Annotated in this window: 15 protein-coding genes, 1 tRNA gene and 2 pseudogenes; 2 read left to right on the top strand and 16 right to left on the bottom strand. The window is 63.3% G+C overall.

Translation table 11 applies throughout. The features are described from left to right. Positions 1-7: 7 nt before the first annotated feature. From AT700_RS21785 to AT700_RS21735, 12 genes and pseudogenes are all read right to left on the bottom strand, one after another. Positions 8-466 carry a phage virion morphogenesis protein gene (locus AT700_RS21785; RefSeq protein ID WP_048521459.1) on the bottom strand — a complete coding sequence of 153 codons (459 nt, stop codon included), beginning with the start codon at positions 464-466 and terminating at the stop codon, positions 8-10. Continuing rightward, positions 459-995 carry a phage tail protein gene (locus tag AT700_RS21780; protein WP_016852031.1) on the bottom strand — a complete coding sequence of 179 codons (537 nt, stop codon included), beginning with the start codon at positions 993-995 and terminating at the stop codon, positions 459-461. Before AT700_RS21780 ends, AT700_RS21785 begins: the two co-directional genes overlap by 8 nt. Beyond that, complete coding sequence (gene lysC, locus AT700_RS30380) at positions 979-1,251, bottom strand: Rz1-like lysis system protein LysC (protein WP_235438622.1); 273 nt, start codon at positions 1,249-1,251, stop codon at positions 979-981. The genes AT700_RS21780 and lysC overlap by 17 nt, the downstream gene beginning before the upstream one ends. After that, positions 1,175-1,648: pseudogene (gene lysB / locus AT700_RS30485) on the bottom strand (Rz-like lysis system protein LysB); the annotation flags it as partial. The gene lysC and the pseudogene lysB, both read right to left, overlap by 77 nt. Continuing rightward, positions 1,534-2,340, bottom strand: a complete 807-nt coding sequence (locus AT700_RS21770; protein WP_048521455.1) for an N-acetylmuramidase domain-containing protein — start codon at positions 2,338-2,340, stop codon at positions 1,534-1,536. The gene AT700_RS21770 and the pseudogene lysB, both read right to left, overlap by 115 nt. After that, a complete protein-coding gene (locus AT700_RS21765) occupies positions 2,337-2,609 on the bottom strand; it encodes a phage holin family protein (RefSeq protein ID WP_003098380.1) in 273 nt (90 codons plus the stop codon). The genes AT700_RS21770 and AT700_RS21765 overlap by 4 nt, the downstream gene beginning before the upstream one ends. A 1-nt stretch (position 2,610) precedes the next feature. Next, the gene (locus AT700_RS21760; RefSeq protein WP_003098379.1) at positions 2,611-2,964 is read right to left on the bottom strand and encodes a putative holin; all 354 of its coding nucleotides are present in this window, start codon (positions 2,962-2,964) and stop codon (positions 2,611-2,613) included. A 24-nt stretch (positions 2,965-2,988) separates the two neighbouring features. Further along, positions 2,989-3,201, bottom strand: a complete 213-nt coding sequence (locus AT700_RS21755; protein WP_003098378.1) for a tail protein X — start codon at positions 3,199-3,201, stop codon at positions 2,989-2,991. Next, entirely contained in the window at positions 3,201-3,662 is a 462-nt protein-coding gene (locus tag AT700_RS21750) for a head completion/stabilization protein (RefSeq protein ID WP_023876114.1), read from the bottom strand. The genes AT700_RS21755 and AT700_RS21750 overlap by 1 nt, the downstream gene beginning before the upstream one ends. A 103-nt stretch (positions 3,663-3,765) precedes the next feature. Further along, positions 3,766-4,467, bottom strand: coding sequence for a terminase endonuclease subunit (locus AT700_RS21745; protein ID WP_022580432.1), 702 nt, complete (start codon positions 4,465-4,467; stop codon positions 3,766-3,768). A gap of 5 nt (positions 4,468-4,472) precedes the next feature. Next, positions 4,473-5,489, bottom strand: a complete 1,017-nt coding sequence (locus tag AT700_RS21740; protein ID WP_033973071.1) for a phage major capsid protein, P2 family — start codon at positions 5,487-5,489, stop codon at positions 4,473-4,475. Positions 5,490-5,524: 35 nt separating this feature from the next. Then, complete coding sequence (locus AT700_RS21735; RefSeq protein WP_048521449.1) at positions 5,525-6,346, bottom strand: GPO family capsid scaffolding protein; 822 nt, start codon at positions 6,344-6,346, stop codon at positions 5,525-5,527. Positions 6,347-6,501: 155 nt separating this feature from the next. On the opposite strand from AT700_RS21735, the gene AT700_RS21730 reads away from it, so the two are divergent. Both AT700_RS21730 and AT700_RS21725 read left to right on the top strand, forming a co-directional pair. Further along, complete coding sequence (locus AT700_RS21730; RefSeq protein ID WP_031299630.1) at positions 6,502-8,262, top strand: terminase ATPase subunit family protein; 1,761 nt, start codon at positions 6,502-6,504, stop codon at positions 8,260-8,262. Beyond that, positions 8,262-9,316, top strand: a pseudogene (locus AT700_RS21725) (phage portal protein). Before AT700_RS21730 ends, AT700_RS21725 begins: the two are co-directional and overlap by 1 nt. Positions 9,317-9,553: 237 nt before the next feature. On the opposite strand, the gene AT700_RS21720 reads toward AT700_RS21725, so the two are convergent. The 4 genes from AT700_RS21720 to AT700_RS21705 all read right to left on the bottom strand — a co-directional run bounded on the left by AT700_RS21720 (position 9,554) and on the right by AT700_RS21705 (position 13,363). Beyond that, positions 9,554-10,279, bottom strand: a complete 726-nt coding sequence (locus AT700_RS21720) for a zeta toxin family protein (RefSeq protein ID WP_048521442.1) — start codon at positions 10,277-10,279, stop codon at positions 9,554-9,556. Between the two features lie 788 nt (positions 10,280-11,067). Beyond that, a tRNA-Gly gene (locus tag AT700_RS21715) sits at positions 11,068-11,141 on the bottom strand. Between the two features lie 130 nt (positions 11,142-11,271). Next, positions 11,272-12,174 carry a (R)-3-hydroxydecanoyl-ACP:CoA transacylase gene (phaG, locus tag AT700_RS21710; protein WP_003123042.1) on the bottom strand — a complete coding sequence of 301 codons (903 nt, stop codon included), beginning with the start codon at positions 12,172-12,174 and terminating at the stop codon, positions 11,272-11,274. A gap of 451 nt (positions 12,175-12,625) precedes the next feature. Beyond that, complete coding sequence (locus AT700_RS21705; protein ID WP_003114158.1) at positions 12,626-13,363, bottom strand: murein L,D-transpeptidase catalytic domain family protein; 738 nt, start codon at positions 13,361-13,363, stop codon at positions 12,626-12,628. Positions 13,364-13,375: the final 12 nt, after the last annotated feature.

Here is a 13,375-nt window from a genome sequence, read left to right as displayed (position 1 = left end):
TTGGATGTCAGGGGGGGAGATGCTTTAGGACACCGCTGCGGATGCTGTCTAGATCCGCGGCGGTGAACCCTAGAAGGGAGCGCTGCGCATATTGGACTTCAGGAGCGCCAGGCTCAGCACGGTCCCTCAGCCCGTACTGGTGAACCCGCGCGATGCGTGCGATCCGACCAGCGAAGGAAACCGTAATCGCCTGGGCGTCGCCCTTGGCGCGCAGATAGCGCACCGTGCGCAGCTTCTGGAACATCTTGATCTTGCGCCGAATACGGCCTTGTTTGCCGCGCAGTTCGCGCTTCTTGCGTGGCTCGTAGGCGCTTCCGTCGGGGTTGCGCTGTGCCATTACGCGCTTCTGCTGGCTGCGCCGTAGATCGCGGGCGAGCGAACGCGCGAGGGCAGCACGAGGGCCTGGCTCGAGGGCGCGGAGAATCGGCCCTGCCCAGTCTTCCAGAACCTGGAGGCTGTCAGCCATTGGCCGGGCGCCTGATCTGCGGCGTCTCGAGCATGACGGCCTCGGTAGGCGTCGGCGGCGTCCACTCGGCCAGCAGCTCGCCGTTGGCGAGCATCTGCATCGGCCCATCGACCTCGATGGCCTCGGTGAGCTGGGGCTCTTCCGGGTGACTCACATCGTAGCGGCCATCCTCGCGACGCTTGACGACGACACGCTCGGTCAGTGGCAGGACGATACCGAGGTCGACCTTGCTGCGGTCGAGCATGTCGGCCTCGAAGGTGATGCCGTCCTGCACCTTGGTGAGGTTGGCCAGCAGATCCGACTGGTTCACCAGCAGCCAGCCGAGCAGCGGCAGAAACACGCTGTCGGGGTGCCCGGCGAAGTCGGTGAGGATCACCTGCAGGTCATAGGCGTATTCGAAGGACAGGCTCTCGGCCGAGGTGCTGCGGACCCGGCCGTTGTCGATGAATATCACCAGGCGGTCGCCGTTGTTCCTGAGTTCCGGCACGGCGGCGAGCAGATGTGCCTTCAGACTATCGGGCTTGTTCATGGGTAGCAGCCCCTTGGGTGCGGATGATCATGTCGACCTTCGCGGCGCACTCGGCCCAGGCCAGGCCGATACGCTCGACTTCAGTCTGTAGGCCGCCGTTGTCCTTCGGTGCCGCTGACTCCAGGCTGCAGGGCGTCACGGCGGGACAGCCACTGATGATAAGCGGCCGCTCCGGTGATAGCGGGGCGCTGTTGCAGCCGACGAGCAGCATCAGGCAGAGGCTGGTCAGCCCACTGGCGATAGGGTTCATCGTCACGTTTCAGGTCCTCGATCAAGCGTTCGCGGATGGCCAGCGCCTGGCGCAGCTGCTGCCGCTGTTGGTCCAGGTCGGCCTGGGCCTGGCGCTCGCGGGAAAGGGCGGCCTCGAGGGCCGTGATGGTGCCGGCCTGGCGGGAAAGCTGGGCGTCGCTGGCTTTCCTCGCCAACTCGGCCTGGGCCAGGCGGGCCTGCGCCAGGTCGATGCGCTGCTGCTGTACCCACAGGAGCAAGCCGAGGGCACCGAGCAGGGCGGCGCTGTACAGCACCTGGCGCAGAAGGCTCACGCGCTGGCCTCGGCGCAGTTGGCGTGTTGCTCGTAGGCCCGCGCGAGCTTGGTGTCGTAGAGGTTCCGCTTGTAGTCGGGGCCGTTGTAGAGGCGGGCGAAGTCGGCCCATTTGCGAGCCTTCAGCGCCTTGTGTAGCGCCGGGTCGGTGTCGATGAAGCGGACGAACGCTTCGAACTGGGCCGACTCGCTGCGCCCCATGGACTCGGCGAAGGCCTGCACGCTGATGTAGCCCAGGCGTTGCCAGTGGAACCCCATGATCTGGAAGGCCCCCCAACTGGCCGACTCCAGTGCGGCGGTATCGTCGATCTGGCGCGCGTTCGCCAGGCGCTGGTGCTCGGCTGTTCCACCGGCATAGCCGCCTGGGCGAGGATTCACCAGCGCGGGGAACTGTGCGGCCAACTGGTCGGCGGTGACCTGATCGTGGGCGGCGAGACGGCGGTACATGATGTGGCGTTCGAACAGGATTGCCGGCTTGCCGTTGCCCAGGAACCCCTGCCCGTTCGACTCGACCTGATTGACCGCATAGATCGTCGCCAGCGGCAGGCCGAGGCGAGCTCCGGCGGCGACGAGGTCGGCGTTCTGCAGCAGGTGCGAGCAGTCAGCGCCGCCGAGGGCGGACAGTGTCTTCGGGCCAGCGATGCCATCGGCGACCAGTCCATGCGAACGCTGGAAGGCACGCACCGCGTCCTCGGTGGCGGCGCCGAAGTGGCCGTCCTCGTAGAGATTGGCGCCGGCCCAGGTGTTCAGTCGACGCTGAAGCTGGAGGACCTCTTGAGAACGGTCACCATATCGAAGGGTCATGCGGATGGCCTCAGCAGGGCGGCGACGTTGCCGCGGGAACGGAAGATCAGCAGGCACAGCAGGGCGGCGACGATGGCGTGCCAGATGCTGACCGGTGGGCGGTAGAGCAGGATTTCCAGGCCGCAGATGGCCATGGATGCGCCGAGCAGGCTGGCGAGCAACGAGACGCTGCGGCGGAAGCGAGCGCCGCAGCGCTGGTAGCAGACCAGGCGCAGCGCGGCGGCGATGTAGGCCAGGGCGGCGATCAATGGAACGGTAGTCATGAGCATGTCAGCGACCTCCTCGGATGCGGCGCCAGAGGTCGTCGAAGTCGACCTTGTCGACCCAGGCGACCGCCTTGAGGCTGAGAGGAATGACCACCAGGGCGCAGACGAAGGCAGAGAAGGCCAGGTTGGTCAGCCAGGGCACGCGGGCGAGGGCGACATCGGCGAACAGGTAGCCGACGCAGGTCGGCAGGATCAGCGACAGCAGGCGCGACCAGGCCTTCAGGTCCTGCTTCGTGCCGGTGGCCAGCCAGGCGCCGAGCAGTGCGCCGAACAGCATGCCGCCGTCAACCGGAAGGGTTACGCCCAGGCCGAGGCCCATGATGGCGCCGGCCGTGGCGGTGGTGGTGAGGTCAGCCATGCGGGGTGGTTCCTTGCAAAGTGGTCAGTCCCATAGGTTCACCATCTGCCGTTCCGGGGCGGCTGTCGGAATGTCCGGCATGGTGACCTTGAGGCCAGGGGGGAGGGTGGGGCCGTGGTCGGCCAGGCCGTGGTTCGCCTCGAGGACCGCCTCGGTCACGCCGGCGGTGCGACCGTAGTGCCGCCAGCACAGCGCCTCGACGGTGTCGTTCTGGTGGGCGATCGCGACGGCGGCCATCAGATCAGCTCCACCGTCGTGCGGGGACGCTTGAGAAAGTCGCGGATCGCCCAGCGTTGGTCGCGGCGGTAGTCGTCGATGGTGGTTGCGATGTCCTGGGCCTTGTCGTTGCCGCTGGTGGTGGTGTCGTACCAGCGGTAGCGCTCGGCCACTTCGGCGGCGGTGGCAGACTGCACTGCGCGCAGATACAGCTGCACCAGTTCGGAGGTGTCCCGCACCTTGTCGGACGGCACCTGGGCGAGTTCGGCATAGCCGGCCGCGATCTTCTCAAGGCGCCAGGCCCGCAGCTCGCGGTTGACGCTGATCACCGCGGCAATGACCGCGACTTCAAGGCGCGCCGGGTCGACGCTGGAGTCGATGCGCAGGTTCGCGCGCACATGCTCGAGCTCTATGGTGGGCCAGAAGGGATCGCTGTTGATGTGCCCGCCTGGGACCGGGCCGTTGGCGATGAATCCGCTCATGCTGCTGCTCGCTTGAGGTCGCCGGTGGTCGGGGCGTCACTGCTCAGGAAGGAGAGGACCTGGCAGATCGGCCCCGAGCCGGCGGGGCGCGGGGTACGCTCGGTCAACCGCCAGAGGCGGTCAGTTTCTTCTGGAGCCGTTCGGCGGCCTCCAAATCCTTCTTCCCGCCGCACTTGTCGTGCAGCTGGATCGCGCGCTTGAGCAGATCGATGCCGGCTTGCACCTGCCCGGGTTGCCCGGGGCTCTCCACAGAAAGGCCTTCCAGGGTGGCATGGCCGGCGGCGAGGTAGAGCTTCGCGCGGGCTTCGTCGGGCATGTCGGCCTGGTCGGTGAGCAGGAGGGTGCGATGCAAGGTCGCAAGGTCGAAGCTGCCGCCGGTCTTCTGTGCCTTGAGCGCGGCCTCGGCGATCTCTTCGGCGATGACGCAGCCGGAGGTACGCGCGAAGCGGTCGGGCATGACCAGGTCGTGTGCGAGCACGTAGTCGGCGATGTCCAGGGCACCGGCGTAATCGCCGGCATCGATGCGCCAGAGCATGACAGTGGTGACCACCTCGTCCTGGGCGCCCTTGCCGGCCTGCAGCACACCGGAAATGTACGGCTGGTAGGCCGGCAGCAGCTCGACCTTGAGCGCTGCCTTGCCTTCGCCGGATTGGATGTTCTTCAGGCGGCTGCGATCCTGATACAGCTGGGCGAGCTGCAGCTCATAGGCGTTCGCGCCTTCCATGCCCTGGTGCGGGGCAGTGGCCGCCGCCTCTTGAGCGGCGGTCACGCGCAGGAAGTGCGCCTTGGCGGGACTGAAGGCCATGTCATCTACTCCGCGACTTCGATGTTCTCGACCACGCAGCCGAGGCCGTAGTCCTCGACGACGTAGGCGTCGTTGCTGGACTCGTAGTTCTCGATGCGGTTCTTCTCCGGTACCTCCTTCAGGTAACGGCGGCGACCGCCGATCTGCCAGTAGAGCGACAGGTTCTTCAGGGTGGTGACCATGAGGCCCTTCTCGGGCACGTAGGGCACTTCCACCGGCGGCAGGCCGCCCATGCGCTTCTGCGACAGGATGAGGTCGGTGGCGATCTTCTCGGTTGCCGGCTGGTCCTTGTTCACCATCGGGAAGTACTTGTCGTGGACCAGCTCGCGGCCGAGGATCACCACCAGGCCCGGGTCGCGGCGGTGCCAGGGATCGATCAGGCTGCTGACCACGTCGAACACCAGGGCGTCGAGGTTCTTGTAGTCGGCGTCGGCGCCGTTGCCGACTACCACCTTGCCGGCGGTCTTCCCGTCCTTCAGTACCCGTGCTGGAGCGTTGTTGCGGTACTGCTGGAACCAGCCAATGTTCACGTCCTGCAGCAGCGGGTTGGCGGCGCGGTTGGTGGTAGCCGCGGCGCTGGTACCGTTGAAGCCGATCATCAGGCGGTCGAGGGCCTGGCGCTTGAGGATCGCGTCGCGCAGCAGGGCCTGGAACTCCGGGAACTTGGCCCAGGCGTCGAGCATGGCGTAGGTGATGGCGGTGTCGAAATCGGTGTGCTTGCACTCGTAGCGCTGGTTGTCGAGCGCGGACACGTCACGCGGCTTGCGTACACCGTCGCCGGTGGTATCGGTACGGCTGGCGATGGTGCCGCTGACGCCGATGCCGATCTTCTCGCCTTGCAGCTCGTCGACGCCGTAGACGTTGATCTGCTTCAGGAACTCGCTGGACTCCTGAATACGTTGCTCCAGCTTCTGCTGGACACTCGGCTCGACGGCGAAGGTCTGGACGGCGGAGTTCACGCCGTTGAGCTTGGCGAGCTGCGCCAGGTAGGCGTCGAACTGTTTGCGGGTTTCGTTGCGCATGGTGCTTTTCCTTTGGATACCGGGGCGGGGGACGGTTAGCAGTCGGTCAGGGCGACACTGCCGCCACCGGTGACCGGGGGCCGCTGCTGTTGGCTGTGGTCCCGGGTGCTATCGAGGGTGCTCTTGAGGTCCTCCAGTTCCTTGGTGACCTTGTCCAGCTGGCTGGCCAGTTGCTGGGTCTGCTTCTTCTGCTCGCCGAGTTGCTCACCCAGGTCGCGACTGTGCTCGGCGATCGCTTCGACGGCCTCGCCGACCTGGCCGAACTCGGCTTGGGTGCGGGCTTCCTTGCCCTTGAGCAGTTCCTTGACCTTGGTGAACAGCGCTGCGCCGACCGAGGGCTTGTCCTCGTATTCCTCGAACTCGAGGGTGCCCTCTTCGGCAGCGCTGAACAGGGTGTCGGGGTTGGTCTTGCGGCTGGCGAGGGTCCCGTTCTTGGCGCTGAAAGACAGCGCCTCGGTGCCCAGGCTGGCGGGTGAGTCGGTGATGGCCAGGCCGACCAAGTAGGCCTTGCCGGTGTCGGCGAACTTGGGATCGATCTCGACCGAGGTGTAGACCTTCTGCCGCTGCTTGTTCAGTTCCAGCAGCGCCTGGTTGGGCTCCAGTTGGGCGAAGAGGGCGAGCTTCTTCTGCCCGTTGATGTCGATCTCTTCCGCCTTGCACGCCAGCACGTCGCCATAGGCGCCGAACTCACCAGCCGGCCATGCCCACTTGATGTGCTCGCAGTTGATCCGCGCGCCGTAGGTGTTCGGGTCGTACTGCGCGGCCATCTGCTCGATCCAGTCGCGCTCGATGTTGCGGCCGTCCGTGGTCGCCCCTTCGACGGCGATGCGGAACCATTTGCTGCGGAATTTCTTCATGCCGGGAGTCCTCAATGCGGCTGATGCGGGGTGCATGGCAATGAGGGGCATGTTCGGGACGCGCGCGCGGCCCAGCAATCAAGCGGGATTGTAGAGCGCGGAGCTACAAGGGGCGGCGCTACTGAGGGGCGAGGGTGGGCGGCAGCATCTGCGCCATGAACGCTGCCGTCGAAATTCCCATCCGTGACAATCGCCGCCAGGCCAAATTCCTGTACTGGATGGGCTGGCGTGTCTGCGACATCGCCGACCACCTGGGCGAGAAGGACAAGACCCTTCACTCATGGAAGGACCGCGACGGATGGGACCGGGCAGACAGCGTAGAACGGATCGGGGGCGCCCTGGAAGCCCGGTTGGTTCAGTTGATCCTGAAGGACGGGAAGACCGGCGGTGACTACAAGGAAATCGACCTGCTGCATCGGCAGCTTGAGCGCCAGGCGCGGATCCAGCGCTACCAGGGCGGTGGTACGGAAACCGACCTGAACCCCGAGCTTGCCAAGCGTAACGAAGGTCCCAAGCGCAAACCGAAGCGCAACGACATCAGCGAGGAACTGACCGAGAAACTGGTCGAGGCCTTCCTCGACGGTTGCTTCGACTACCAGAAAGACTGGTACCGCGCGGGTAATCAGCGAACCCGCGTGATTCTCAAGTCGCGACAGATCGGCGCCACGTTCTACTTCGCCCGCGAGGCGCTGATCGACGCGCTGGAAACGGGGCGCAACCAGATATTCCTGTCGGCCAGCAAGGCCCAAGCGCACATCTTCAAGGCGTATATCCAGGCCTTCGCGCGCGATGCGGTAGGTGTCGAACTGAAGGGCGACCCGATCATCCTGCCGAACGGTGCGGAACTGCACTTCCTCGGTACCAACGCGCGGACTGCCCAGGGCTACCACGGTAACTTCTACTTCGACGAGTTCTTCTGGACGTTCAAGTTCAAGGAGCTGAACAAGGTCGCCAGCGGTATGGCGATGCAGAAGCGCTACCGGCGGACCTATTTCTCGACGCCCAGCTCGATGGCGCATGAGGCCTACACATTCTGGACTGGCGAGCGCTTCAACAAGGGCAAGCCGGCCGCCGATCGCATCAAGATCGACGTAAGTCATGACGCCCTGCAGCAAGGGCGACTGTGCGAGGACCGCATCTGGCGCCAGATCGTCACGATCCTCGATGCCGAGGCCCGTGGCTGCGACCTGTTCGACATCGACGAGCTGCGTCTCGAGTATGACGCCGAGGCTTTCCAGAACCTGCTGATGTGCCAGTTCGTCGACGACGGCGCGAGCATTTTCCCGCTGACCATGCTGCAGCCGTGCATGGTCGATAGCTGGGATCTGTGGTCGGAGGACTACAAGCCGTTCGCGCTGCGGCCGTTCGGTGATCGCCAGGTGTGGCTGGGCTATGACCCCGCCGAGACGGGCGACACCGCGGGTCTGGTGGTGGTGGCGCCGCCGGCGGTACCGGGCGGCAAGTTCCGCGTGCTGGAGCGCCATCAGTTCCGCGGCAAGGACTTCGCCGAGCAGGCCGAGTTCATCCGCAAGGTGACCCAGCGCTACTGGGTCACCTACATCGGCGTCGACACCACCGGCATGGGGTCTGGCGTCGCGCAGTTGGTGCGCCAGTTCTTCCCGGGGGTGCGCACCTTCAGCTACTCGCCCGAGGTGAAGACGCAGTTGGTCATGAAGGCCTGGTCGGTGATCAAGAACGGCCGCCTCGAATTCGACGCCGGCTGGACCGACCTGGCCCAGGCGCTGATGGCTATCCGCAAGACCATCACGGCCGGTGGGCGCCAGTTCACCTATACCGCCGGCCGCAACGACAACACCGGCCACGCCGATCTGGCCTGGGCGCTATTCCACGCATTGCAGAACGAGCCGCTCGAGGGGCAGACCCCCGCGAATACCGGGCGCATGGAGATTTTCTGATGAGCAAACGTCGCAGCCACCGCCGCCAGCAGCCGGTTACAGTCCAGTCCGCCCAGGAAGGCGAGTTCATCCCGCGCCAGGGCGGCCGTGCCGAGGCCTTCACCTTCGGTGACCCGATGCCAGTGCTCGACGGCCGGGGCATCCTCGACTATCTCGAGTGCTGGTCGAACGGGCGGTGGTACGAGCCGCCGCTGTCCATGGAGGGGCTGGCCAAGGCGGTGGGGTCGAGCGTTTACCTGCAGTCGGGTCTGAAGTTCAAGCGCAACATGCTGGCCAAGACCTTCATCCCGCACCGCCTGCTCAGCCGGGCGACGTTCGAGCAGTTCTCCCTGGACTGGCTGACATTCGGCTCGGCCTACCTCGAGCAGCCTCGTTCTCGCCTGGGTACGCGGATGCCGCTGCAGGCGCCGCTGGCCAAGTACATGCGCCGCGGCACCGATCTGGAGACGTTCTACCAGGTGCGCAGTTGGAAGGATGAGCACGAATTCGAGAAGGGCAGCGTGATCCAGCTGCGCGAGGCCGACATCAGCCAAGAAATCTACGGGGTACCGGAGTGGTATTGCGCTTTGCAGAGCGCCTTGCTGAACGAGTCGGCCACGCTGTTCCGGCGTAAGTACTACAACAACGGGAGCCACGCCGGCTTCATCCTCTACATGACCGACGCCGCACAGAATGAGGAAGACATCGACGCGCTGCGCACGGCGCTGAAGACTGCGAAGGGGCCTGGCAATTTCCGCAACCTGTTCGTCTACGCGCCGAACGGGAAGAAGGAGGGGATCCAACTGATCCCGGTCAGCGAGGTGGCGGCCAAGGACGAGTTCGGCTCGATCAAGAACATCAGCCGCGACGACCAGCTCGCCGGCCTACGGGTCTATCCGCAGCTGATGGGGTGGTGCCGCAGAACGCCGGTGGGTTCGGATCCATCAGCGACGCGGCAGTGGTCTGGGCCAGCCTGGAACTGGAGCCAATGCAGGCGCGCCTGCAGCAGGTCAATGAGCTGATCGGGGAGGAGGTTGTGAGGTTCACTGCCTTGGGCCTGCCTTCGCTCCGTTGATCTACCGAGCTTTTGCGCGAGGCAAAAAAAAGCCCTCACTTGATGAGGGCTTTTTCGAATCTCTTTGAGTTCAGCCTGCAGCAGCTGCTGCTAGCACCTTGCATTGGCGCTCGGTGGATTTCTTCATCACGACTTTGTATACACGCTTCTTCTCTTCGGAAGACGCGTTACGAACGAATTCAGAGAATTTCGTGGTTGTGCCCGGCTTTTTCACTGTAAAAATGCTCATTTCAATCCTTAGCCTCGCTGTAAAAGCATCTGCTCAAGGGACGCGCGATCATAGGTTTCGGGGACATGGCTGTCAATCCGGTCTATGTTCGCCTCGTAAACACGGTGGGATCCGTCGTTGTTTTTCAGCAGCAGATCCACCTCTATCGACCCTCCGAAGCGTTGCTTGAGCCGATTCACGACGTCTCTCGCCGCGAAATACTGTCTCACAAACTCTTCGATCGGGATTTTTCTTCCCTCTACTCGCTCTCGAGCTTGGACAAATTCCCATGCAAGGTCAGGCCGCTGGTACACGTACAGGATTAGCACAGTCCTGCCCTTGCGCAAGGATCGCTGGATGTTCCGCTCTGCTATCTCGTAGTTGGCTAGCGTGCCGTCCAAGAGAAATGACTGTCGCTGATCCAGGGCCAAATCATGAATCTTCTCTACCAAAATAGAGACGGCAGGTTGGAACAGCCAGGAATTCCCTCCCGTGTACCCTTCGAACTCAGACCGCAATTCGTCTGGATCGATCCGTAGAACCTTTGACCCGATCTCGTCGAACTGAGACAGGAGTTCGATCGAGGCTTCTGTCTTGCCTGCTCCAGGGGACCCGGCCATGAAAACTGACACGGGGTTTTCCTCTCGAGCATATATCTGGGGGCTTGTTAGCCGCTTTGCAATGGACTTCTTGTTCGCTCTGGCGAACGCGATGGCGCCATCGCAAATTGCCTGCTCCTCAGCGCTTAACGGCATGGGACCTCCTGTCACCCATCACAGCTCAAATCTCGCCTACAACCACCGGTTGGCGCCAATCAGCTTTCTCTATCGAGAAATGCCATTTTAAAGGAAAAATGAATGGTTTTTGCGCAATTCCGCTCGGCGCGCGCAGTCGTCCCCCCGCCACGCCTCCGCTCTAAATAGACCTCTTTTTCTGCACTTCTGCACAGCGCCGCCAACGGCCCAGGCTGGGCGCTACCTTCCGATTTCCGAACTCGGAAATCCCTGCGAATCCCTGCACCAGAGGCCCTTTTCTGAGGGCGGCAAGGGGCCTTCCTGGGGGCGTTTTTCTGTTGACCCCTCGGAAAAAGGTAATTTCGGTAATTTGGGGTTCTAAGCGGGCTGTATGCCGCGTGGTTACTGGCTTTCAGCAATTACCTTGAAAGGTAATTTAGGGTAATTGGAAAGGTAATTTTTTTGTAAGCCATTGATTTATAAGGGGTTCATAAATCGGCGAGCTTACCCAGCACAAAGGTAATTCGATTACCTCAAAATTACCCTATTATTACCTTTAAAAAGCTTCTGTAAGCTATTGAATTTAAAGGATGAAATGGCAGTTCTGAAAACGAATTACCAAAATTACCCAATTTCGATGGGTCAACATAAAACGAGGGGTTGCCAGGCGGGGCGGGCATTGGAACCTGGCTCTCTGCCGTTTGTTCACTCTCCGCGCGCACTTGCCAGTGACGCACGCAAACGGCCCCCGAAACGGCCCCCAGCACTTGCGCTCGATGCGCCTGGGCGGCTGGAAGGCCCGGAAATACTGGAGCGGGCGAAGGGAATCGAACCCTCGTCATGAGCTTGGGAAGCTCAGGTAATGCCATTATACGACGCCCGCTCGGATGGCTTTTGCGGCCAGGGCGCCTTTTTACCAGATGCGCGGCGGCAGGTGAAGCCCGGGGCGGGGTTTTTGTTGATTTCGCTGGGTTTTTCCGCCAGGGGAGCGGGGCTCCCCGTGGCGGTGGCGGTTAGCTGGCGAGGGCGGCGAGGGGGACGCTGGCGCCGTTGGGCTGGGGGCGGTAGATCGGGTTGAGCGGCTGCGTGCGCTGCGGGCGGAGGAAGGCCAGCAGGGCGTCCTGGGTCTGTTGCCAGGCGGCCTTGTGCTCGACGTCGATGAAGTGGCCGGCATTGCGGATGGTGTGGAATTCCGCGCCGCGGATCAGTTGGCCGAACTGGCGGGCTTCGTGGGGCGTGGTGTAGATGTCCAGCTCGCCGTTCATGAACAGCACCGGGATCTCGATGCCGGCGAAGCTCTCGGTATAGCTATCGGCGTTCAGGCGCAGCACTTCGCGGATATGGAAGTGCATCTGGTGGTATTCGTGCTCGTCCAGGCTGCTGACGTGGCGGAAGTTGTAGCGCTTGAACAACTGTGGCAGGTAGCGGCCGATGGTTTCGTTGACCAGGTTGCCGACCTGGGTGCGATCGCAGGCGGCGAGGTAGTCGAGGCCGCGATGCAGGTAGTCGAGCATGGCCGGGTTGAGCTGAGGCGAGAATGAGTTGACCACCGCCCTGCGGATCCGTCCGGGACGCTGCGCCAGGGCCAGCAGGGTGGCGACGCCGCCCCACGAGAACGACATCACTACGTCGGCACGGAAGCGTTCGATCAGTTCCAGCAGGATCCTGGCCTCGCACTCCTTGCTGATCGGCGTGCGGTTTTCGTTATGGGGTTTGGACTGGCCGGCATACGGCTGGTCGTAGAGCACCACGTTGTAATGCGGCTGCAGGTACTTCACGGTCTGGGCGAAGGACGCTGTGGTCGACAGCGAGCCGTTGACCAGGATGATGGTCTGCTGCGCCGCGGGGTTGCCGTAGAACTCGGTGTGAATCCTGTATTGCCCGTGGATCTCGATGATGGCTGTTTCCGGCCTCATGTCGCTTCCTCCTGGAATCGTTCGATGGGAACGCGGCGACCTGCTTGTCGCGGCGAATACAAAATGCTCATGGGCAGATGAAAGCGCCTCCCAATGACAGTTGAATGTCATTCGGATGGATTTGATAAACTTTTGATTTTCAACGACTTACAGGCAAATAGAGAGCGTCCGAAATCCTCTCGGATTTTGGCGAAGCGGCTATTGGCCGGGCAGGAAAGGCCGGCGCCGAAGCGCGGGCAGTCACGCGGGCTTTCTTGGAAGTCGTTTGTGACTGGTCAGTCACAACGTGAGCGTCAGTTAAGCAGCCGGCGTGCCGGACTGCAAGCCCTGTTTCGCTTTTGGATGGGGGAAGGGGGGCTGGAATCCGACGAAATGCCGCGAGGCAAGTACCGATGCTGCGATTTCGGGATGCCGGGAAGGAAAGGGACGGCGCGGCCGCCGCCCCGGCGGTTCATTTGAGCAGGCTGGCGATGACTTCCGGCGTACGCGCCGCACGTGCCACGGCGCAGCTCTGCGGGGCGAGGAAGCGCGAGGTCTCCAGCCACTTCGGCTGCGGATAGTAGGCGAACACGTAGCTGCCGCGCTTGAGGGTGTTGATCAGCCGGGCCGCCACGGCCGGGCGTACCGCAGGGCAGCCCTGGCTGCGGCCCAGGCGACCGAGCCCGGGAACCACCCTGGGATCGGCGTAGGCAGCGGAATGCATGACGATGGCGCGTTCTTCGCTCTTGTCGTTGAAGCCCGGCTCCAGGCCAACCAGGCGCAGCGACTGGCCGTGCTTGCCGGTATAGAGCTGGCCGGTCTGGAACAGCCCGATCGACGACTGGTAGCTGTTCGGCCGGTTGGAGAAGGAGGTGGCAAGGTCATCGCCGCTGTTCTTGCCGTGGGTCACCCACTCTTCGAAGAGCAGCTTGCGGGTCTTCAGGTCGAATACCCAGAGACGCTTGTCGCGTGACGGCCGCGAGTAGTCGATCACCGTCAGCAGGCCGTTGTCGCCGCCCTGGCTGGCACTCGCGCAGGCATAGGCGGTAAGGGCCAGTTCGAGGGTCGGCAGGCTGGCCTGTGGAGCGAGTTTCTGCAGGTCCTTGGCGGAGGGAAGTGGCATGGCGAATACCGGCCCGCTGGCCAGTGCGCAAAGGGTGGCGCCCGCCAGGCTCAGCCTGCGCAGGGCGGCACGGAGGAAGGTTGGCATACGAGCAGTATT

The organism is Pseudomonas aeruginosa, assembly GCF_001457615.1.
In the GTDB taxonomy this organism is placed as follows: Bacteria; Pseudomonadota; Gammaproteobacteria; order Pseudomonadales; family Pseudomonadaceae; genus Pseudomonas; species Pseudomonas aeruginosa.
Note: the sequence above shows the minus strand (reverse complement) of the source record. Positions and strands in the feature narration are given on the sequence as shown.